Source organism: Microbacterium pollutisoli (assembly GCF_053586795.1).
In genome coordinates, this window is the sequence record NZ_JBNYWT010000004.1 from 113891 (window position 1) to 134211 (window position 20321).

General features: G+C 69.7%; 22 protein-coding genes. 21 read left to right on the top strand and 1 reads right to left on the bottom strand.

What is annotated here, in order from left to right; all coding sequences use genetic code 11:
- The first annotated feature begins 42 nt into the window (after positions 1-42).
- The 13 genes from secY to ACQ143_RS10400 all read left to right on the top strand — a co-directional run bounded on the left by secY (position 43) and on the right by ACQ143_RS10400 (position 10407).
- The gene (gene secY, locus ACQ143_RS10340; protein WP_449570852.1) at positions 43-1368 is read left to right on the top strand and encodes a preprotein translocase subunit SecY; all 1326 of its coding nucleotides are present in this window, start codon (positions 43-45) and stop codon (positions 1366-1368) included.
- A complete protein-coding gene (locus ACQ143_RS10345; protein WP_449570606.1) occupies positions 1368-1973 on the top strand; it encodes an adenylate kinase in 606 nt (201 codons plus the stop codon). The genes secY and ACQ143_RS10345 overlap by 1 nt, the downstream gene beginning before the upstream one ends.
- 7 nt (positions 1974-1980) lie before the next feature.
- Positions 1981-2811 (top strand): type I methionyl aminopeptidase, encoded by an 831-nt coding sequence (gene map, locus ACQ143_RS10350; protein ID WP_449570607.1) that lies wholly within the window; start codon positions 1981-1983, stop codon positions 2809-2811.
- A 338-nt stretch (positions 2812-3149) separates the two neighbouring features.
- Positions 3150-4172, top strand: coding sequence for a type IV toxin-antitoxin system AbiEi family antitoxin domain-containing protein (locus tag ACQ143_RS10355; protein ID WP_449570608.1), 1023 nt, complete (start codon positions 3150-3152; stop codon positions 4170-4172).
- Between the two features lie 506 nt (positions 4173-4678).
- Complete coding sequence (locus ACQ143_RS10360; protein ID WP_449570609.1) at positions 4679-5356, top strand: DsbA family protein; 678 nt, start codon at positions 4679-4681, stop codon at positions 5354-5356.
- 186 nt (positions 5357-5542) lie between these two features.
- Positions 5543-5764 carry a translation initiation factor IF-1 gene (gene infA / locus ACQ143_RS10365; RefSeq protein WP_005050493.1) on the top strand — a complete coding sequence of 74 codons (222 nt, stop codon included), beginning with the start codon at positions 5543-5545 and terminating at the stop codon, positions 5762-5764.
- A 69-nt stretch (positions 5765-5833) separates the two neighbouring features.
- Positions 5834-5950: a 50S ribosomal protein L36 gene (rpmJ, locus tag ACQ143_RS10370; RefSeq protein ID WP_005050492.1), complete on the top strand. Its 117-nt coding sequence runs from the start codon at positions 5834-5836 to the stop codon at positions 5948-5950.
- A gap of 155 nt (positions 5951-6105) precedes the next feature.
- Positions 6106-6480 (top strand): 30S ribosomal protein S13, encoded by a 375-nt coding sequence (gene rpsM, locus ACQ143_RS10375; RefSeq protein WP_159574864.1) that lies wholly within the window; start codon positions 6106-6108, stop codon positions 6478-6480.
- A 34-nt stretch (positions 6481-6514) separates the two neighbouring features.
- Positions 6515-6913: a 30S ribosomal protein S11 gene (gene rpsK / locus ACQ143_RS10380; RefSeq protein ID WP_183499670.1), complete on the top strand. Its 399-nt coding sequence runs from the start codon at positions 6515-6517 to the stop codon at positions 6911-6913.
- Between the two features lie 131 nt (positions 6914-7044).
- Complete coding sequence (locus ACQ143_RS10385) at positions 7045-8034, top strand: DNA-directed RNA polymerase subunit alpha (protein WP_449570610.1); 990 nt, start codon at positions 7045-7047, stop codon at positions 8032-8034.
- A gap of 36 nt (positions 8035-8070) precedes the next feature.
- Positions 8071-8700 (top strand): 50S ribosomal protein L17, encoded by a 630-nt coding sequence (gene rplQ / locus ACQ143_RS10390; protein WP_449570611.1) that lies wholly within the window; start codon positions 8071-8073, stop codon positions 8698-8700.
- A gap of 306 nt (positions 8701-9006) precedes the next feature.
- Entirely contained in the window at positions 9007-10047 is a 1041-nt protein-coding gene (locus ACQ143_RS10395) for a GNAT family N-acetyltransferase (protein WP_449570612.1), read from the top strand.
- 132 nt (positions 10048-10179) lie between these two features.
- Positions 10180-10407 carry a putative acetyltransferase gene (locus ACQ143_RS10400; protein ID WP_449570613.1) on the top strand — a complete coding sequence of 76 codons (228 nt, stop codon included), beginning with the start codon at positions 10180-10182 and terminating at the stop codon, positions 10405-10407.
- 526 nt (positions 10408-10933) lie between these two features.
- On the opposite strand, the gene ACQ143_RS10405 is transcribed toward ACQ143_RS10400, so the two are convergent.
- Positions 10934-12973 carry an acyltransferase family protein gene (locus ACQ143_RS10405; protein WP_449570614.1) on the bottom strand — a complete coding sequence of 680 codons (2040 nt, stop codon included), beginning with the start codon at positions 12971-12973 and terminating at the stop codon, positions 10934-10936.
- Positions 12974-13061: 88 nt separating this feature from the next.
- Between ACQ143_RS10405 and ACQ143_RS10410 the strand changes: the two genes are divergently transcribed.
- The 8 genes from ACQ143_RS10410 (at position 13062) to ACQ143_RS10445 (ending at position 20250) form a co-directional block, all read left to right on the top strand.
- Positions 13062-13952, top strand: coding sequence for a carbohydrate kinase family protein (locus ACQ143_RS10410; RefSeq protein ID WP_449570615.1), 891 nt, complete (start codon positions 13062-13064; stop codon positions 13950-13952).
- 213 nt (positions 13953-14165) lie between these two features.
- A complete protein-coding gene (locus tag ACQ143_RS10415; protein ID WP_449570616.1) occupies positions 14166-15107 on the top strand; it encodes a siderophore-interacting protein in 942 nt (313 codons plus the stop codon).
- 48 nt (positions 15108-15155) lie between these two features.
- Entirely contained in the window at positions 15156-15989 is an 834-nt protein-coding gene (gene truA, locus ACQ143_RS10420; RefSeq protein WP_449570617.1) for a tRNA pseudouridine(38-40) synthase TruA, read from the top strand.
- Between the two features lie 36 nt (positions 15990-16025).
- Complete coding sequence (locus tag ACQ143_RS10425; RefSeq protein ID WP_449570618.1) at positions 16026-16721, top strand: endonuclease/exonuclease/phosphatase family protein; 696 nt, start codon at positions 16026-16028, stop codon at positions 16719-16721.
- 233 nt (positions 16722-16954) lie between these two features.
- A complete protein-coding gene (locus ACQ143_RS10430) occupies positions 16955-17479 on the top strand; it encodes an alternate-type signal peptide domain-containing protein (protein WP_449570619.1) in 525 nt (174 codons plus the stop codon).
- A gap of 82 nt (positions 17480-17561) precedes the next feature.
- Positions 17562-18125, top strand: a complete 564-nt coding sequence (locus tag ACQ143_RS10435; RefSeq protein WP_449570620.1) for a hypothetical protein — start codon at positions 17562-17564, stop codon at positions 18123-18125.
- Positions 18122-19555: an RICIN domain-containing protein gene (locus ACQ143_RS10440; protein WP_449570621.1), complete on the top strand. Its 1434-nt coding sequence runs from the start codon at positions 18122-18124 to the stop codon at positions 19553-19555. The genes ACQ143_RS10435 and ACQ143_RS10440 overlap by 4 nt, the downstream gene beginning before the upstream one ends.
- Positions 19555-20250 carry a signal peptidase I gene (locus ACQ143_RS10445; protein WP_449570622.1) on the top strand — a complete coding sequence of 232 codons (696 nt, stop codon included), beginning with the start codon at positions 19555-19557 and terminating at the stop codon, positions 20248-20250. Before ACQ143_RS10440 ends, ACQ143_RS10445 begins: the two co-directional genes overlap by 1 nt.
- Positions 20251-20321 lie beyond the last annotated feature (71 nt).

The following is a 20321-nucleotide window of genomic DNA, read 5'->3' on the forward strand; positions in this document are numbered from 1 at the left end:
GCGTCCCCCGAGACGCCGTCCATTCCACTGGAGGAAATGCCCTTGTTCAGCGCCATCGCGCGGGTCTTCCGCACTCCGGACCTGCGGCGGAAGATCGCCTTCACCCTGGGCGTCATCGCTCTGTACCGGCTGGGTGCGCACATCCCCACGCCGTTCGTCGATTTCCCGAACGTCAAGCAGTGTCTGGCCAGCGCCGGTTCCACCGAAGGCGTGCTCGGCCTCGTCAACCTGTTCTCCGGCGGCGCCCTGCTGCAGCTGTCCATCTTCGCGCTGGGCGTCATGCCCTACATCACCGCGACCATCATCGTGCAGCTGCTGCGCGTGGTCATCCCGCACTTCGAGACCCTCTACAAGGAGGGCCAGTCCGGCCAGGCCAAGCTCACCCAGTACACGCGGTACCTGACGATCGCGCTCGCGCTGCTGCAGTCCACGACGCTGATCACCGTCGCCCGCTCGGGCCAGCTGTTCGGCATCACCGGCATCCCCGAGTGTGAAGAGCTGCTGACCAACCAGGCCTGGTGGGCGCAGCTGCTCATGATCCTGACGATGACCGCCGGCACGGGCCTGATCATGTGGTTCGCCGAGCTGGTCACCGAGCGCGGCATCGGCAACGGCATGTCGCTGCTGATCTTCGTCTCGATCGCCGCCACCTTCCCGTCGGCGATGGGCGCCATCTGGGCCGCCCGCGGCTTCGAGGTGTTCCTGCTGGTGCTGGCCATGGGCATCGTGGTGATGGGTCTGGTCGTGTTCGTCGAGCAGTCGCAGCGCCGTGTGCCGGTGCAGTACGCCAAGCGCATGGTCGGCCGGCGCACGGTCGGCGGCACCAACACCTACATCCCGATCAAGGTGAACATGGCGGGCGTGATCCCGGTCATCTTCGCCTCGTCGCTGCTGTACATCCCCGCCCTGATCTCGCAGTTCAACGCGACCCCCGACGCCGACGGCAACGTGCCCGGCTGGGTGGCGTGGATCCAGGCGAACTTCACGACCGGTGACTCGCCGATCTACATGCTCGTCTACTTCCTGCTGATCATCGGGTTCACCTACTTCTACGTCGCGATCACGTTCAACCCGGTCGAGGTCGCCGACAACATGAAGAAGTACGGCGGGTTCATCCCCGGCATCCGTGCCGGCCGGCCCACCGCCGAGTACCTCGACTACGTGCTGACCCGCATCACGGCGCCGGGCTCGATCTACCTGGGTCTGATCGCGCTGATCCCGCTGGTGGCGCTGGCCACGGTGGGTGCCAACCAGAACTTCCCGTTCGGCGGCGCCTCGATCCTGATCATCGTCGGTGTCGGACTCGACACGGTCAAGCAGATCGACGCGCAGCTCCAGCAGCGACACTACGAAGGGCTTCTCCGCTGATGACGACCACTCCCGCACGCCTGCTCATCATCGGCCCGCAGGGGTCGGGCAAGGGCACCCAGGGTGCACGCATCGCCGACGCGCTCGGGATCCCGGCCGTCTCCACCGGCGACGTGTTCCGCGCGAACGTCAAGGAGCAGACCGAGCTGGGCGTGAAGATCAAGGCGATCATCGACGCGGGCGACCTCGTCTCGGACGAGCTGACCGGCGCGATCGTGCGCGACCGGCTCGAGCAGCCCGACGCCGCCGGCGGGTTCCTGCTCGACGGCTACCCGCGCAACGTCGCCCAGGTGCGCGACCTCGACGCGTTCCTCGGCGGGCGCGGTGAAGAGCTCACGGCCGTCATCGAGCTGTCGGTGCCGCGCGAGGAGTCGATCAACCGGCTGAAGCTGCGCGCCACCGAGCAGGGCCGCGACGACGACAACGAGGAGTCGATCGCCAAGCGCCTGAAGATCTACGAGAACGAGACGGCGCCGATCCTCGACGTGTACCGCGAGCGCGGCATCGTCGACGTGGTCGACGGCGTCGGATCGCTCGACGAGGTGTTCGCGCGCATCGTCGCCGCCCTCGGCGCCCGCGGCATCGCCGCCGGCATCTCAGCCTGACGCGCCCGTGCTCCGTCGTTCGCTGTACAAGACGCCCGCGCAGCTGCGGGCCATGGTCGAGCCCGGCCTCATCACCGCCGCGGCGCTGGACGCCGTCCGGAAGGTGGTGGCCGCCGGCGTGACGACCGCCGAAGTGGATGCCGTGGCCTCGGACCTCATCGTGTCCCGCGGCGCCGAGTCGAACTTCCAGATGGTGCGCGGCTACCGCCACACCACCTGCATCTCGGTCAACGACGAGGTCGTGCACGGCATCCCCGGCTCGCGGGTGCTCGAGCCCGGCGACATCGTGTCGATCGACTGCGGGGCGCAGTACCAGGGGTGGAACGGCGACTCGGCCATCACGATCGTGATCCCCGACCCGTCGCGGCCCGACCTGGTGGCGGCGCGGCAGCGCCTGTCGGATGTGACCGAGGGGTCGCTGTGGGCCGGTATCGCGGCGCTCGCGTCGGCCTCCCGCGTGGGTGAGATCGGCGACGCGGTGCAGACGTATGTGGAGTCCTCGGGTGAGGACTACGGCATCCTGCGCGATTACGTCGGCCACGGTATCGGCCGCAAGATGCACGAGGCGCCGACGGTGTTCAACTACCGTGTGGCCGACCTGGGCGCCGAGGTGCGACCGGGGCTGTGCCTGGCGATCGAGCCGATGATCACCGCCGGGTCGGATGCCACCTACGTGCAGGACGACGACTGGACCGTGTCCACCGTCGACGGCAGCGACGGCTCGCACTGGGAGCACAGCGTCGCGGTCCACGCCGACGGCATCTGGGTGCTCACCGCCCCCGACGGCGGCGCCGCCGGCCTCGCGCCCTTCGGCGTGACCCCCACGCCCCTGGCGTAGCCGCGCGCTCGCGCGCCGCGCCGCGCCGCGCTTCGCGCCGCGCGCTTCGCGCCGCGCCGCGCCGCGCGCTTCGCGCCGCCCATTCACTTTTTGCGAGCCGCCTACCTCCGTACGAGCCGCCCAGTTCTGGCCGGTCCAAACCTAGGCGTGTCGCACAAACTTAGGCGGCCCGGGCTACAGAGCACGCGGCGGGACAGAGTTCGACGGGGCTGCGGGACAGAGTTCGCCGTGGGCCGGGGGACAGCGCGCGGCGTGTGGCGACGGGGCGCGGCGCGCGAGGCGCCGCCGTCTCCTCCCCAGATGGCGACGGCGGCGCGTTGTCCACGGAATGCGCAGGCATGCCCGCGTCATCAGAGGTGGCGCTGCAGAGTGTCGGTATGTGGGTCAGCGAAGCCGCCGCGCAGATGCGCTCGCGCGCGGATCTCGACGTCGCCGGGATGTCCACTCGTGCGATCACCACGGCTGTGCGCACCGGGCATCTCCGGCGCATCGACCGCGGCTGGTATCTCGACATGGAGCAGTGGCGCGGCCTGCGCTCCGAACAGCGCCACCTCCTGCGGGTGGTCGCTGCGCATCGCCGCCGGCCCGACGCATCGCGATGCGTGTTCGCACTGTGGTCGGCTGCGGTATTGCACCAGCTGCCCCTGGCTCGAGTCACCCCTTCGCGTGTGCATGTGGCCGGCGCGACGGCCAGCGGTCACGTCGACACCGGCGACCCGGTGGTCGCGCGGCACGACGTCGCCGTCGCTGATTCCGACATCACGAGCATCGATGGCATCCGCTGCACGACGCTTGAGCGGACGGTGGCTGATGTACTCAGGTGCGCGCCCGAAGAGACCGGCATCGCCCTGCTGGATGCCGCGCTGCGCAGGGTCGCGTGGGACGCCGCGTCGTGGAACTACGACGAGAGCGCGGCCGCACTGTTCCTCAAACAGGTGCGCAAACGCCTGCCCGTCGGAGGCCGGGGTGTACGCCGGGCGCGGTTCGTGTTGCAACGAGGCGACGGCCGCGCGCAGCTGCCCGGCGAGAGCATCAGCCGCCTGTACCTGCTGCGGCTCGGATTCGCCCCGCCGCGCCTGCAGGTGCCGATTCCGGGACCGCACGGAAACCGGTACTTCGTGGACTTCGGGCTCGACGACGCCGACGCGTGGGGTGAGTTCGACGGACGCACGAAGTATCTGGATGCCGGATTGCGCGGCGCGCACGAAGACGTAGAACACGTCGTGCTCGCAGAGAAGCAGCGTGAAGACTGGATCCGCGGCACGACGAATCGAAAGTTCGGCCGATGGGGGTCCGAGCACATCACCTCGGAGGCCACCCTCGCCCGGCGCCTCGCCGCTTTCCACATCCACGCACGCTGAGCCGCGGTCGCCCCACCCCTCGCGAGACGCCCAGGCGCGTACGAGTCGCCCATGTTTGTACCGTCCAGAAGTAGGCGGCTCGCACAGAGGTAGGCGACTCGCACGGACGGAGGCCGACCGTCCAGAAGCAGGCGGCTCGACCAGAGGTAGGCGGCTCGACCAGAGGTAGGCGGCTCGACCAGAAGTAGACGGCTCGCACGGAGGTAGGCGGCTCGCACAGAAAGTACGCGAGACGCCCAGGCGCGTACGAGTCGCCCATGTTTGCACCGTCCAGAGGTAGGCGACTCGCACAGAGGTAGGCGACTCGCACGGACGGAGGCCGACCGTCCAGAGGTAGGCGACTCGCACAGAAGTAGGCGGGTCGGCGAAATGGCGGGAAGGGCGCAGTCGAACAGCGGCTCAGGCGAGGCATAGGTGCGGGATGAGAGAATGGGCGGCGGCATAGCACCGCGCCGGGCTCAGCACGGCGGGGCACAGAGCACCCAGGCAGGGGAGAGGCACGAGTGATGGCAACGGCAGCGCGCAGGACGAACTGGTTCGCGATCTGGGTGAGCGTGGCGGTGGTCGTCGTCCTCGCCCTGGTGATCGGGCTCGTGGTGTGGATGAACAACCAGGCCAGCGCCCCCGCGGCCCGCCCCGACAGCGCCGGCATCAACCAGGAGACCGGCGCCATCGTCGTCGGCGAAGGCTCCAACGAGGTCGACCTCTTCTTCGACTTCTACTGCCCGCACTGCCAGGACTTCGAGCGCGCCTACGGCCCCACCATCGAGGACGAGCTCGAGGCCGGCAGCATCACCCTCAACCTGCACCCCGTGGCGCTCAGCGGCCTGAACGCCGCCAGCGGCACCGACTTCTCGAAGCGCTCGGCCAACGCGATGTACTGCGTCGCCGACGACGAGCCGACCGCGGCGTTCCCGTTCTACACCGAGCTGTTCGCGACCAACCCGACCGGCCCCGGCCAGACCGATGAGGAGCTCATCGCCATGGCCGAGGCGGCAGGCTCCACGGGCGCGGCCGACTGCATCGCGGACCGCACGTGGGACGATCTGGTCGCCGAGCAGACCAAGAACATCCCGACCGACCCGGCCACCGGCTCTGCCGGCACGCCGACGCTGGTCGTCAACGGCGAGTACGTGGGCGTCACCGGCGACCCGGCCGCCGACATCACCGCCCGCCTGCAGTAATCCCGCCCGCGGGAAGCGGTCCAGAACCCCGGCGACCCCGGCATCCATCGACGCTTCGTCGAGTTGCCGGGGTCGCCATTACCACGTATACTGACTCTTTGGTGCCTTGCGCCTACCTTGGCGTGTCGAGACACCAGCATCCCATCCACCGCAGACCAGCCGGTCTGCACAAGCGTCAGCGAGGCTATGGCTAAGAAAGACGGTGTCATCGAGATCGAGGGCGTCGTGTCAGAGGCTCTGCCCAACGCGATGTTCCGCGTTGAGCTCACCAACGGACACAAGGTCCTCGCGACGATCTCCGGCAAGATGCGGCAGAACTACATCCGCATCATCCCCGAAGACCGCGTCGTCGTGGAGCTCTCGCCCTACGACCTGACCCGCGGTCGCATCGTCTACCGCTACCGCTAGACCGGCTGAGAAGTAACGGCCGCCGGCACACCCGTGCCTGCGGTACGAAGACAGCGACAAAGGAACATCATGAAGGTCAACCCCTCCGTCAAGCCCATCTGCGACCACTGCAAGGTCATCCGCCGCCACGGCCGCGTGATGGTCATCTGCAAGTCGAACCCGCGCCACAAGCAGCGCCAGGGCTGACGGCGAGTGGATGCCACGGCATCCAACCCCCGCGAACTCACAACTTCACACCGCACACAGGCAGATTCAGAACCTCGCACGAGGGGACACCCCGGGGCGGAGGCCCGGGCACCGATTCTGCTCCATACCTCCACTACTCCTAGGAGAACAACCGCATGGCACGTCTCGCCGGCGTTGACATTCCGCGCGACAAGCGCGTGGTGATCGCCCTCACCTACATCTACGGCATCGGCCGCACCCGGTCCGTCGAGATCCTCAAGGCCACCGAGATCGACGAGTCGATCCGCGTCAAGGACCTCACCGATGACCAGCTCGTCGCCCTCCGCGACTACATCGAAGGCACCTACAAGGTCGAGGGTGATCTCCGTCGTGAGGTTGCCGCCGACATCCGCCGCAAGGTCGAGATCGGCTCGTACGAGGGCCTGCGCCACCGTCGCGGTCTCCCGGTGCGCGGTCAGCGCACGAAGACGAACGCGCGCACCCGCAAGGGTCCCAAGCGCACCGTCGCCGGCAAGAAGAAGGCGCGCTAAAGCGCGGCCCCTCAGGATTTAGGAGAACGCAGAAATGGCACAGGCCAAGACCGCCGCGCGCAAGCCGCGCCGCAAGGAGAAGAAGAACATCGCGCTGGGCCACGCCCACATCAAGTCGACGTTCAACAACACGATCGTTTCGATCACCGACCCCTCGGGCGCCGTCATCGCGTGGGCCTCGTCGGGTGGCGTGGGCTTCAAGGGCTCGCGCAAGTCGACGCCGTACGCCGCCGGCATGGCTGCCGAGTCGGCCGCCCGTCAGGCCGCCGAGCACGGTGTCAAGAAGGTCGACGTCTTCGTGAAGGGCCCGGGCTCGGGTCGCGAGACGGCGATCCGTTCGCTCACCGCCGCCGGCCTCGAGGTGGGTTCCATTCAGGACGTCACCCCGCAAGCGCACAACGGCTGCCGCCCGCCCAAGCGCCGCCGCGTCTGATCTTCACGGGCCGGATGCCGGAAACTCGCACGCCGAGTCCGGCATCCGGCATCCGTCGTCATCTGATAAAACTCAAAACCTCACCAACTGCACGTGTCATATAGCGGGCACGTGACTGAAAGGAACACATAGTGCTCATTGCACAGCGTCCCACTCTGATCGAGGAGAAGATCGGCGAGTTCCGCAGCCGCTTCGTCGTCGAGCCGCTCGAGCCCGGTTTCGGCTACACCATCGGCAACGCGCTGCGTCGCAGCCTGCTGTCGTCGATCCCCGGTGCTGCTGTCACCAGCATCCGCATCGAGGGCGTGCTGCACGAGTTCAGCACGATCCCCGGTGTGAAGGAAGACGTCACCGAGATCATCCTGAACATCAAGCAGCTCGTGGTCTCGTCCGAGCGCGATGAGCCGATCACCGCGTACCTGCGCAAGACCGGCGCCGGTGAGGTCACCGCCGCCGACATCTCCGCCCCCGCCGGTGTCGAGGTGCACAACCCCGAGCTGGTCATCGCGACCCTCAACGACAACGCGAAGTTCGAGCTGGAGCTCACCATCGAGCGCGGCCGCGGCTACGTGTCGGCGACCCAGAACCGCAACGAGTACGCCGAGGCCGGGCAGATCCCCGTCGACTCGATCTACTCGCCGGTGCTCAAGGTCAGCTACCGCGTCGACGCCACCCGTGCCGGTGAGCGCACCGACTTCGACAAGCTCGTCCTGGACGTCGAGACCAAGCCCTCGATCGCCCCGCGCGACGCCGTCGCTTCGGCCGGCCGCACCCTGACCGAGCTGTTCGGCCTCGCCCGCGAGCTGAACGTCGAGGCCGAGGGCATCGAGATCGGCCCCGCGCCGGTCGCCGAGGTGCTCACCAACGAGCTGTCGATGCCGATCGAGGACCTCGACCTGTCGGTGCGTTCGTACAACTGCCTCAAGCGCGAGGGCATCAACACGGTTTCGGAGCTGGTCGCTCTCAGCGAGACCCAGCTGATGAACATCCGCAACTTCGGCCAGAAGTCGGTCGACGAGGTGCGCGACAAGCTCGTTTCGCTGGGGCTGTCGCTGAAGGACTCGGTCCCCGGGTTCGACGGCGCGCACTTCTACGGCGGATACGACGACGAGACCATCTGATCTGCTGATCGACTTTTCACTCTGGAGTAACTGAGAATGCCCAAGCCCACGAAGGGTCCCCGCCTCGGAGGCGGCCCCGCCCACGAGCGTCTGCTGCTGGCGAACCTGGCCGCTGCGCTGTTCACCCACAAGTCGATCACGACCACCGAGACCAAGGCCAAGCGCCTGCGTCCGCTGGCCGAGCGCCTGATCACGTTCGCCAAGCGTGGCGACCTGCACGCGCGTCGCCGTGTGGCGTCGGTCATCGGTGACAAGGAAGTCGTGCACGTCCTGTTCACCGAGATCGCCCCGCTGGTGGCCGAGCGTGAGGGCGGCTACACCCGCATCACCAAGGTCGGCAACCGCAAGGGTGACAACGCCCCCATGGCCGTCATCGAGCTCGTGCTCGAGCCGGTGAAGCCGAAGGCGAAGTCGGCCAAGAAGTCGGCCCCGGCCGCTGCCGCGCCGGCCGCTGAGGCTGCGCCCGCTGAGGATGCCGCTGCCGACGAGACTCCGGTCGAGGAGACCGCCGCCGAGGAGACTCCGGCCGCGGACGCTCCGGCTGCCGACGAGGCCGCTGCTGACGAGGCCGCCGACGCCGGCGCCGAGTCGCAGGAGGAAGGCGCCGCCGCTGAGGCTGCCGCCGAAGAGGCCGTCGCGGACGAGGGCGGCAAGAAGGCCGAGTAAGGCCCTTCCGCTATCGCGTCGAGGCCCGCACCCCTTTCGGGGTGCGGGCCTCTTGCGTTGGCGGGGGCGCGGCGCTACGCGGCGGGACGTGGTGCGGGGCGGCTTCGAGGTCGGAGTTCTGGGCTGAGTTCGGGTTTCGGCGCCGAGGTGGCCGTGCAGACGGCGTGTCTCGGCGTGTAACCACCGACTCAGGCGCCGAAGGCGTGCTGCGGTTCCTCGATGCCGCTTCGACGCCCGCGCGCTGCGCCGGCGCCGGTCATAGCGACGGGCTGACGCGCGTGGGCCGCGGGCGCGTAGCATTGCGGCGTGAGCGAGAAGTCACTGGCCGAGCGCGTCGGCGCTCCGGTCCCACCGCCGAGCCCGCAGCATCCTGAGATCGCGCGGTGGCGCCCGACCACCCGCGACGACATCGACGCGTTGCACGCTGTGGCCGTCGCAGCGGATGCCGTCGACCACCCCACCTGGACCACGCCGCGGTCCGAGATCGCCGACGAGTTCGAGCTGGACCATCTCGACCCGACGCGTGACACGCTGCTGGCGGAAACCGCCGACGGCACCGTGGTCGGCTACGCCGCCGCGATGCTGCACCCCTCGCGGGAGAACGGCGAACTCACCGTGTACCTGGGCGGCGCGGTGCATCCGGCGTATCGCCGGCGCGGCATCGGCACGCAGCTGATTGCCTGGGCGGACGGCCGGGGGCGGGAGCACCTCGCCGAGGTGGCGGCGGCCGAAGACGGCCTCACCGCCGCCGAGCTGAAGATCTTCGCCGAAGAGCCCAACACCGATCAGCAGAAGCTCGCCGAGCGGCTGGGCTTCCAGCCAGAGCGCTGGTTCTCCTCGATGCTCCGCGATCTGAGCGAACCGGTGTCCGCCCGGCCCGAACCCGAGGGCGTCACGGTCGTCGCCTACTCGCACGACCGCGACGACGACGCGCGGGAGGCCCGCAACGACGCATTCCGCGACCACTGGGGGAGCAGGCCCAGCGACCCGCAGCGGTGGAAGCAGTTCGTCGGCGGCGAGTTCTTCCGCGCCGACCTGTCGCGCCTGGCACTGGACGCCGACGGCCGCATCATCGCGTTCTGCCTGGCATCCGTCAACGAGGACGACTGGGCGACCCTGGGCGCGAGCAACGCCTACATCGACCTGATCGGCGTCGTCCGTGACCGCCGCGGCCAGGGCCTCGCGCCGCTCGTGATCTCCCGCACGCTGCAGGCGATCGCGGATGCCGGACTCGAGAAGGCCGTGCTCGACGTGGACACCGCGAGCCCCACCGGGGCCAACACGCTCTACGAGCGTCTGGGCTTCACAGCCACGGAGCGCTCGGTCGCCCTCGTCGCCCGCCTCTGAGCCGCGGCGGCGCAGCGGTGAGTGCGCGGTGGTCGCCGCGGCGGTGACGTAGCGCGCGGGCGGTGGTCGTCGCGGCGGCGGGACGGCCCAAGGGGCGCCGCCCATCCCCACGGTGAGGGCTACCCTCGGAGTGTGATCCGTCTCCCCGCGCCCGGCCACCGCGTCGTGGTGCGCTACCTGCTGCCCACCGGGCAGGCCACCGACGCGCTCGGTGAACTGCTCAGTGTGGAAGCCGAGACCGTCGTGGTCGATGGCAAGCGCGGCGTCGAGCACATCCGGGTCGCCGACATCGTGGCGGCCAAGCCCGTCCCGCCCCCGCCCACTCCGCGCCCCCGCCGCCCGTCGCCGCCACCGGATTGAGCTCCAGGGTGGCAACGGGCCGCCCACTGCCGCCGGTCCGGCCACTGTGCCGCCGAGGCGCGCCCCGCGCACTGCCGCCGAGACGCCCACCTGTGTGCGAGCCGCTTAGGATTGGGCGGCACGGATGTGGGCGGCTCGTACGGAGCTGGGCGTCTCGGCGGGGAAGGGGTTGGCGATGGCGCGGCATCCGCTTCCGCCATGCCCCGGCCGGGCTCATCGCGCCGCGCGGCGCTGCCGCCGGGACGCCTACCTGTGTGCGAGCCGCCCAGCTTTGGGCGGTACAGACGTAGGCGGCTCGTACGGAGCTGGGCGTTTCGGCGAGGTGGAGGCGGCGCTGCCGCGGCATCCACTTCTGTCGCGCCCCCGGACGGGCTGATCGCACCGCGCGCGGCACGGCCGCCGGGCCGCCTACTTGTGTGCGAGCCGCCTGGCTTTGGGCGGTACAGATGTGGGCGGCTCGTACGGAGCTGGGCGGCTCGGCGGAGAAAAGGGGAGAAAGGGGGGAAGGGGGTGGAAAGCCGAAGGGTCAGTGGCGCGGGGTCGCCGCGCGCTCGGCGGCGGAACCCGCCGCACCCGCCGCGCCCTCGGCGGCCGAAACCGCCGCCCCGCGGGCGGCCGGGCCGAACGTCTTCGTCGCGGCCCACTGGGCCAGCTCGATCTGGTAGGTCACGGTGGCGTGCTGCTGCTCGATGTCGTCGACCACGTCGCCCACCGTGTCGGCGAAGATCTTGCCGCCGGCGTGGCCGGGGTGGATCCGGTCGCCGGCCAGCAGGTCGGTGTGGTCGGCGATGGCACCCGCCCAGTCGGCGATCGCGACGCCGGGGTGGCTGCGGGCGAACTCCTCGAGGTCGCGGTTGACGCCGGGGATCCAGTCGCGCGGCGCGTAGGCGTTCACCAGCACGAGCGCCCGGTCGCGTCCCACCGCGTCATAGAGCTGCTCCAGCGCTTCGTCCGAGACCGGCCCATTCGTGCCGAGGGCGACCACGACGTAGTCGCGCAGCCGGTCGCGCGCGGCCAGGTCGGCGACGATGCCCGGCCCGGCGTGCATGCTGCGGGACACCTTCGCGTCGACCTGGATGCCGGGTAGGCGTTCCAGCAGGCCGTCGGCCGAGGCCAGCATCACCGAGTCGCCGATCGCCGACACCCGGGCGCCGTCGACCGGTGTGGGCTCAGGAGGCAGCGGGCGCCCATCACGGGGCGTGCAGTGACCACCCTCGGCCGTCACGACATCGTCGATGCACAGCGGTGGCTCGCCGCGGTCGCCCGGGCGGAGGGGTGCATTCGCGATCGTGCGAACGGTCGGCTCGTCCGCGCCCCGGGCATCCAACGCGCTCTGCCCTGCCTGCACCACCGCTTCGCTTGACGTCACCTGCGGCGCGGCGACCACGGCGGCCCCGGTGCCGCCGACGACCGCGACGATCGCCGCCACCGCGGTCACCGTGCTGAACCGCCGCGACGGGTTCGCCGACAGGCCGGCACGGGCCAGCCTCAGCACGCCCCGGAATCCGTGGCAGCGTACCGGCTGCTCGACGAACCGGTACGAGAGTTCCGCCGCGGCGAGGGTGAGCGCGAGTGCGGCCAGCCCCACCGGCACGGGCACCCCGGCATCCGCTGTCGTGCCGGCCACCGCCGCCGTCAGCAGCACGACCAGCGGCCAGTGCCAGAGGTAGATGCCGTACGACCGCTCGCCGACCCAGCGCAGCGGCGCGATGTCGAGCGCACGCCCGAACCATGAGCCGGGCGCGATGGCCACCAGGATGATCACCGTCGTCAGGGCGGAGGTCAGCACCAGCGCCCCGGGGAAGGTCCAGACGGTCGAAGTGGGCTCGGGCGTCGCCACGGCCACCAGACCCACCAGCGCCAGCACTCCGACGGCGCCGCCCCACCCAGGCCGCACGCGCCGCAGCGGCAGTGCGTGCACCGCGAACGCCAGCGCGACGCCGAGCAGCAGGCCGAAGGCGTGGGTGTCGGTGCCGTAGTAGGTGCGCGTGGGATCGGCGACGTTCAGCGCGACCGCCGCCCACCCGGCCGAAGCGGCGCCCAGCAGCAGTGCGGCCGTCACCCGCCAGCGGCGGCGCAGCAGGAGGAACAGCGGCAGCAGCAGCGGCCAGAGCAGATAGAACTGTTCCTCGACGGCCAGTGACCAGAGGTTGCGGAAGATCTCCGGCTGCGCGGCCGCGAAGTACGAGGCGTCGTCGAGGATAGACACCCAGTTGTAGGAGAAGGTCGCCGCGCCCACCAGCTGTCGTCCGAGGTCGACGAGCACGTCGCCGCCGATCAGCCACGCCCCCGTCGCGCACACGGTGACCACCACCGCGAGCGCGGGGACGAGTCGTCGCAGGCGTCGCCGCCAGAACGCGCCGAGCGCGATGGTGCCGGTCGCGGCCCGTTCGCGCAGCAGCAGTGAGGTGATCAGGAACCCCGAGATGACGAAGAACACGTCGACGCCGAGGAAGCCGCTGTGCACCCGAAGTCCCGGGAACAGGTGGTACACGACCACGAGGATCACCGCGATCGCGCGCAGGCCGTCGAGGCCCGCGAAGCGGGAGCGGGAAGGAGTGGTCATTCGATGCGGCGGCAGGTGTCGGGAGGCTCCGTCCAGTGTACGTTCGGACTCTGAGAACCCTCACCGTGTGCAGAAAAGGATGGATGCCATGGCCTCGGACGTCCTGGTCGTCGGCGAGGCGCTGATCGACATCATCGAATCCGGCTCCGGCACGCGCGAGATCGTCGGGGGCAGCCCCGCCAACGTCGCTGTGGGCCTGGCGCGGCTCGGCCTGCCGACGCAACTGCTCACCCGCATCGGGCGTGATGCCCGCGGGGCACGGATCGCCGAGCATCTGGCATCCGCCGGGGTGCGTCTGCAGAAAGCATCGTGGGTGGATGCCAGGACGGCGACCGCTCGGGCACGGATCGGCGCCGACGGGGCGGCGACGTACGGATTCGACCTCGAGTGGGTCCTGGAGCGGCCCGTTCTCGACGGCGTCGCGCTCGTGCACGCGGGGTCGATCGCGCTGTTCGTCGCACCAGGAGCCGACGCCGTGGTCGACACGCTCGAGCACGCGGCGCACGCCGGCCTGCGGGTGACCGTCGACCCGAACATCCGGCCCGCGCTCATCGGCGACCGGGACACGGCACTGCGCCGGTTCGGCCGGGTGGCGTCGGCCGCCGATGTCGTGCGGTTGAGCGATGAGGATGCCGCCTGGCTGTACCCGGGCCGGCAGCCCGAAGAGGTGCTCACCGACATCGCTGCCCGCGGCCCGCGGCTTGTCGTGCTCACTCGGGGGAGCCGGTCCACGCTCGCGCTCGGACCGGAGGGGATCGTGGAGATGCCGGTGTGGGCCACCGACGTCGCGGACACGATCGGCGCGGGCGACGCCTACATGGCGGCGCTCATCGCGAGCGCGGTGGAAGACCCGCTGCTGTTCACGAGCGAAGCGGCGGTCGAACGGGCCCTGCGGCGAGCCGCCGTGGCGGCCGGCATCACGGTGTCGCGTGTGGGTGCCGACCCGCCCACGCGTGCGGAGCTCGAGGCGGCGTTCTGAGCGGGTGCCGACGCCGCAGGGGTTCGCCCGGGCGCTGTGACGGGTGCCCGCGGAGCCGTGGCGCTCGCCGCCGAAGCGAACGCGGCCCGGGTGCGGGCGGGGATGGATAGGCTGGGAGGACGCGCACGCGTGGGGATTCCGCGGCGCACCGGCGCCGGCGCCGCTGGCGCGACAACCCGCCGATCGCGATCAGGCGGCCGACTGAGGAGACTCATGCCCGAGATTTCTGCGTCCACCACGGGATCCGTTCACCGTGACGCCCGCACCGCACCCGCCGATGCGCGCCGCGCCGCGCCGAGCGCGCCCGACCGTTCCCGGCGTCGCGGCGTGCAGACCGTGCTCGAGGTCGTCGGCGTCGAGCGGCTGAGCCCGCACCTGGTGCGCATCCACCTGGGCGGCGAGAACTTCGATGCCTTCCTCGCCGGTGCCGACCCCGAGAAGCTCGCGAAGACCGACAAGTACGTCAAGATGCTGTTCGCCAAGCCCGAGTTGGGGCTGGTGCCCCCGTACGACCTCGACGCGCTGCGGGAGACGCTCGCCCCCGAGGATGTGCCGGTGCGCCGCACCTACACGATCCGGTCGATCGACACCGCCCGACGCAGCCTCGCGATCGACTTCGTCGTGCACGGCGACGAGGGCCTGGCCGGGCCCTGGGCAGCGGCCGCCCAGGTGGGGGACCTCGTGTCGTTCTCCGGCCCGGGCGCCATGTTCGCCCCCACCCAGGATGACGTCACGCACCTGTTCGTCGGTGACGACTCGTCGATCCCCGCCATCGACGCCGCCCTCGAGGCGCTCGCGCCGGACGCCCGCGGACTCGCCCTCATCGAGGTCGGCGAGGCCGCCGACGAGATCCCGCTCGCCGCGCCCGCCGGGGTGGATGTGCGGTGGCTGCACCGCCGCGCAGCCGACGGCGACGCCCCCTACGGTCAGCCGCTCGTCGCGGCCGTGGAGGCGCTGCCGGTGCCGGCCGGTGCCGTGGAGGTGTTCGCCCACGGGGAGCGTGAGGCGATGAAGCAACTGCGTCGCATCTTCCAGACGGAGTGGGGCCTCGACCGACGAGACATGTCGCTGTCGGCATACTGGGCCTACGGGCGCACCGAGGACCGGTTCCAGTCCGAGAAGCGCGAGCCGGTGGGGCAGATCTTCGAGGACTGACCGCGGCTGGCCCGACGGGCGCCGCGGACCCGCCGATAGGCTGGTCGGGTGCGGCTCCGACTCGACATCGCCTACGACGGCACGGGATTCCGCGGCTGGGCGCGGCAGCCCGGATTGCGCACCGTGCAGGGCACGCTCGAGTCGGCCATCGCACGGATCCTCGGCGGCGACCCGCGTCTGGTGGTCGCCGGGCGGACGGATGCCGGTGTGCACGCCGCCGACCAGGTGGCCCACCTCGACCTGTCCGAAGCACAGCAGGCGCGACTCGCGAAGAGCCGCAACCCGGCGCCCGAGGCGCTGGCACCCCGGCTGAACGGCGTGCTGGGCCAGTACCCCGACGTGGCGGTGCGCGCCAGCGCACGAGCCCCCGAGGGTTTCGACGCCCGGTTCTCGGCCGTGTGGCGCCGGTACGCCTACCGCATCGCCGATCGCACCGCGGGGTATGACCCGCTCACACGGCACAACACCACGACCGTCAATGCGCACCTCGACGTGGATGCCATGGACGCGGCCGCCCGGTCGCTGATCGGCCTGTACGACTTCGCCGCGTACTGCAAACCGCGCGAAGAGGCGACCACGATCCGCACGCTGCTCGAGTTCGACTGGCGGCGCGACGCCACCGGCATCCTGATCGCCAACGTCAAAGCCGACGCCTTCTGCCACAGCATGGTCCGCGCCCTGGTCGGCGCCTGTGTCGCGGTCGGCGAAGACCGGCTCGACGTGGAGGATCTGGCCGACATCCGCGATGCGGGCGAGCGCACGAGCGACTTCAAGGTGCTCGCCGCGCGCGGCCTCACCCTGACCGAGGTCGGCTACCCCGCCGACGACCTGCTGGCGGCGCGCGCCGAGCAGACGCGAGCGCGCCGTAACCTCGACGACTGATCGTCGTCATCTGCCCGGCGTAGGGTGGAGATCAGCATGAGGATCATCTCGTACAACCTCCGCAAGCACCGCGCAGCGCACGAGCTGGAGGACCTCGTCGAACGACACGGGGTCGACGTTCTCTGCCTGCAGGAGGCCGACACCTCCGGCATCCCGGCGCAGATCAGCGGGCTCCGGCTCGCCGACGCCACCAGCCGCAACCGCCTCGGCCTTGCCGTCTACTACCGCGAGAACACGTTCCGGGCGCTCGAAGTGATGTCGATGGCGCTGAAGAAGTCGCTGCACGACCGCGTGCTGCGGCCGGCCGAAGAGCGGATGCTGGGTGTGCGACTGCACGACATCGACCAGGGGCGCGAGTTCATCGTGGCCAGCTTCCATGCCGCGCCGCTGACCGCGCTGAACTCCTTGCGACGCAAGCAGATTCAGGCGGCGCTGGTCGAGCTGACCGAGCTCGGCGACAACCTGCCGATCCTGATGCTCGGCGACTACAACTATCCGGTCTTCAAGGAGAACCTCGGGCAACGGGTGCGCGACGCCGGGTTCGAGCTGAACCTGAGCGATCAGCGCACGTACACGCGCTACAAGTTCTTCAAAGGGCACTACGACTTCGCCACGAGCGTCGGTTTCGACATCGATCGCATCACGACGCTCCCGCAGGGGACGAGCGATCACCTGCCGATTCTCGTGCACGCCGAGTTGAGCCCGGCGACGCGTGGAGAACTGACCGCCTGAGAGCGCTCCCACCCTGTCGGGGCCTGAAGTACAAGCCCGGCTCAAGATCATCCAAAGATTGCAACAAGGTTGCGACTTTCGTCTAGTTTTCCGGCTCCGCGTCACTAACGTCGGAATCACTCGGCTCGCCCCCCGCGTCGCCGCCGTGGTCGTCCCCCCGATACCCGACTGGGACGCCGCCGATCTTCGGAACGCGGGGGCGGGCATCACCGATCGACTTCTGGGGAGAAATCGTGAACAAGTTCGTCAAGGGTTCCATCGCGGCTGCGGCCGCCACCGTCCTGCTGCTCGGCGGCGCCGGCTCGCTCGCCTACTGGAACAGCGACGCCGGTCTGAAGGCCGTTTCCATCAACGCGGGCACTCTCGCTCTGAGCGTGGACGGCGACCCCACGTGGGATGCTCCGACGCTCTGGGTTCCGGGTGACGAAGCCGTGTACGAGGCGACGCTGAATGTCGTCGCAACGGGCGACAACATCCAGGGTGCTCTATCGCTGGACGAGACGTCGCTGCAGATCACCGGCGCCGCCGCGGATCAGTTCGACGTCACGTTCGATGCCGACACCACGGGTCTCACCGGCATGTCGTTCGATGCCGCCTCCGGGCTGGCGACGTTCACCGACCCCGGGACCTACAAGGTGCCGGTCACCGTGACCGTCGAGTTCCCCTTCGGCACGTCGGTCGACAACACCGCGAAGAATGCGACGGTGAACGTGTCCGGGCTCAAGTTCCTGCTGACTCAGACCGACGCGACGCCGTAACGAGCCCAAGAACACGCGGTGCCCGCCACTGGGGAGTGGGCGGGCACCGCGCATCTCGTCCGATGTCTGAGGGGTGGTGGACATGACCGACTCGCCCGCGGAGCCGACTCGTCGCCGCGCCTTCTGGCGTGTGCGCACCCTGATGCTCGCGGCGCTCGGTGCCGGCATCCTGTTGTTCCTGGCGCTCTCGCGTGTGGGGGGCAGTTACGCGTTGTGGCAGGACTCCGTGCCGGTGGATGCCGGAACCATCACGACCGGCACGGCCGGGCTGACTGCTGCGTGGGGTTCGCAGCACGATGACGCGATGTGGAGGAACCTGCTGCCCGGCGAGTCCGTCCGACAGACGGCTACTCTCGTCAACACCGGGACAGCACCGCTCGAGCTCTACGCCGGAGCGAGCACCGGATCGCCCGGCTTCGAGGTGCGCGTCGTGGCAGGCAACTGCCCAGGAAGCGCGCTCCCCGTCGCGGCGATCGGGAGTACACCACGCAGCATCACCACGGCTGCAACACCCGACATCGGCGTGGTGCTCGCGGGAGAGCAGTCTCTCGCAGCGTGTGTCGAGGTCCGCGCCACCACAGCCGCGACGCCGGATCAGCGCGTCGCATTCGCACTCCAGATCGACGGCGTGCAGGTGCCCCGATGAAGCGCCGCGCCCTGCTCGTCACAGCGATCGTCGCCGTGCTCACCCTGGTCGGCGGTGGCGGCGCTATCGCCTACTGGAGCGCGACCACCCACCTCGAGACCGAAGCCGCGACGGCCAAGATCGGTATGACGCAGACGGTGCATCCCGATGCGGCATCAACGCCGCTCAACGTCACGTACAACGCGTCCAACCTCACGGCCGCTGGCGCCGTCACGGTCGTCAACACCGGCAGCCGCGGCGCGGACTACAGCATCGCGCTCACCACGCAATCACAGACCACGACAGGGCTCGTCGGTGCGATCTCGGTGGCCGTCGCGCCGGTTTCCACTGTCGGCGCCTGCACCCCCACGACCACGCTGAGCGCCCCGCAGACGGGAACGCTGTCCGCGACGGCCGCGTTCGCCGCGTCGGGGCGGGTGGATGCCGGGCAGACCCTCATTCTCTGCGTCAAGACCTCGTTGTCCTCGGCCGGAGCGACGACCTACGCGAACGCATCCGCGGTGCTCGGCGTGCAGACCCAGGTGCAGTACGCGCCGCTCGCGGCGTGGACGCTCACCGGCACGCAGGTGTCGTTCACCCAGTCGGTCGGCTCAAGCCTGCTGTTCTTCACCGACAGCTCCGCCCGCTACAACATCTACAACGAGGGGCGTTGTGTCTACCGGCAGTACATGGCCGACGGAACCTACAACGTCGCACGCGACTCGAACTGCCTCGCCGACGGCCGTGACACGTCTTGGGACTACCAGTGGCGCATCTTCAGACTGTCGGACGGTTCCTTCAACATATCCTGGGCGAACAATGATTCGGGAACCCCACTCGCTCCGCGACTGACCGCCACCGCGCCCGGCAACACGCCCCTCCGGACGCAGCCTGCATCCGACAGCGCGACGCAGCGCTGGCAGATAAACGCGGTGTCCGGCGGCACATTCGCGATCGAGAGCGTCGCGTACCCCGGTAATTGCCTGACGATCGGCCCGTCATTGTGGGGTGGCAGCCCCTACGGGATCATTCTGGCGGCCTGCACCAATCGGGCTGCGCAGCAGTTCAGCTTCGGGATGATTGGCGACCCCGTCCGAACGCCTGAGGTCTTGGCATGCAGCACGAGCAATGGCGTGTCCATGTCGTTCTCGAAGAACTTGAAGTATGAGGCTGAGACCTCGTATCGCGTCTTCTTGGCGCGGGACACGACGTCCACGACGCGCGTCGCGTATCCGATGCCGAACCTCACCGGCTGGAACCCACTGGTGCAGATCTACGATGCTGATGCCGCGCTGGCGACCTACGTGCAGGGCGGAACGAACCGCGTGGGCAACACATGGGTCTACGTGGAGCAGCAGATCGCAGGTGGGAAATGGAATCCCGTCGCGTCGGGCAAGATCCACATCGCCCAATCAGGGGCTTCCAGAAGCGTCACATGCGGATGGCGATAATGTCTATCGAGCACGCGACACTCATCGAGACCGAGTCTGGCGATGTCGGCGGCGTTCACACCGGCATCCACTCGCCGCGGGCAACGCCGCTGGGGCGTGTACGGTCCGTGGTGCGGGCGGTGGCCGGGGGCATCAGCATCGGCATTCTGCTGCTGGTGCTCGGGCTCGGCGTGCTGGTGGTGGGCGTGCCGGCGGCGATCGGGGGCACGCCGCTGACGATCCTGACGGGGTCGATGTCGCCCACCCTGCCGCCGGGCACCCTCGTGGTGGTCAAGCCGACGCCGGTCGAAGAGATCGGCATCGGCGACGTGCTGACCTTCCAGCTCGAGTCGGGAAAGCCCACCCTGGTCACGCACCGTGTGATCGCGCGGGTGACCGACTCCGCCTCGGGCGAGCTGCGGTTCATCACGCAGGGCGACGCCAACACCGTCGCCGACGCCGACCCGGTCATGCCGGTGCAGATCAAGGGCACCGTCTGGTACGCGGTGCCGTGGCTGGGCTGGGCGAACCAGGCCGTCAACGGGGACGCGCGCGTGTGGGTGGTGCCGGGCATTGCCACGGCGCTGTTCGCCTACGCGATGTGGATGGTGATCACCGGCGCCCGCGACCGCTACCGCAAGCGCCGCGCCGAGGTCCGGGAGGGCATCGCCCGCCCGTCGCCTACTGCGCCTCCGAGGCTGGATGCCGGTATCTAGCGTCGTAGAAGTCGGTGGTGCGCGACGAATGGGTGATGGCGGCGTGATGCTCGAAGAGTGGATCGAACGCA

Coding starts and splice junctions, on each gene's coding strand:
- ACQ143_RS10410 (WP_449570615.1), top strand. CDS start 13,062: ATGGCCTCGGACGTCCTGGTCGTCGGCGAGGCGCTGATCGACATCATC.
- infA (WP_005050493.1), top strand. CDS start 5,543: ATGGCTAAGAAAGACGGTGTCATCGAGATCGAGGGCGTCGTGTCAGAG.
- rplQ (WP_449570611.1), top strand. CDS start 8,071: ATGCCCAAGCCCACGAAGGGTCCCCGCCTCGGAGGCGGCCCCGCCCAC.
- ACQ143_RS10425 (WP_449570618.1), top strand. CDS start 16,026: ATGAGGATCATCTCGTACAACCTCCGCAAGCACCGCGCAGCGCACGAG.
- rpmJ (WP_005050492.1), top strand. CDS start 5,834: ATGAAGGTCAACCCCTCCGTCAAGCCCATCTGCGACCACTGCAAGGTC.
- ACQ143_RS10440 (WP_449570621.1), top strand. CDS start 18,122: ATGAAGCGCCGCGCCCTGCTCGTCACAGCGATCGTCGCCGTGCTCACC.
- ACQ143_RS10445 (WP_449570622.1), top strand. CDS start 19,555: ATGTCTATCGAGCACGCGACACTCATCGAGACCGAGTCTGGCGATGTC.
- ACQ143_RS10405 (WP_449570614.1), bottom strand. CDS start 12,973: ATGACCACTCCTTCCCGCTCCCGCTTCGCGGGCCTCGACGGCCTGCGC.
- ACQ143_RS10345 (WP_449570606.1), top strand. CDS start 1,368: ATGACGACCACTCCCGCACGCCTGCTCATCATCGGCCCGCAGGGGTCG.
- rpsK (WP_183499670.1), top strand. CDS start 6,515: ATGGCACAGGCCAAGACCGCCGCGCGCAAGCCGCGCCGCAAGGAGAAG.
- ACQ143_RS10415 (WP_449570616.1), top strand. CDS start 14,166: ATGCCCGAGATTTCTGCGTCCACCACGGGATCCGTTCACCGTGACGCC.
- ACQ143_RS10360 (WP_449570609.1), top strand. CDS start 4,679: ATGGCAACGGCAGCGCGCAGGACGAACTGGTTCGCGATCTGGGTGAGC.
- rpsM (WP_159574864.1), top strand. CDS start 6,106: ATGGCACGTCTCGCCGGCGTTGACATTCCGCGCGACAAGCGCGTGGTG.
- ACQ143_RS10355 (WP_449570608.1), top strand. CDS start 3,150: ATGCCCGCGTCATCAGAGGTGGCGCTGCAGAGTGTCGGTATGTGGGTC.
- ACQ143_RS10435 (WP_449570620.1), top strand. CDS start 17,562: ATGACCGACTCGCCCGCGGAGCCGACTCGTCGCCGCGCCTTCTGGCGT.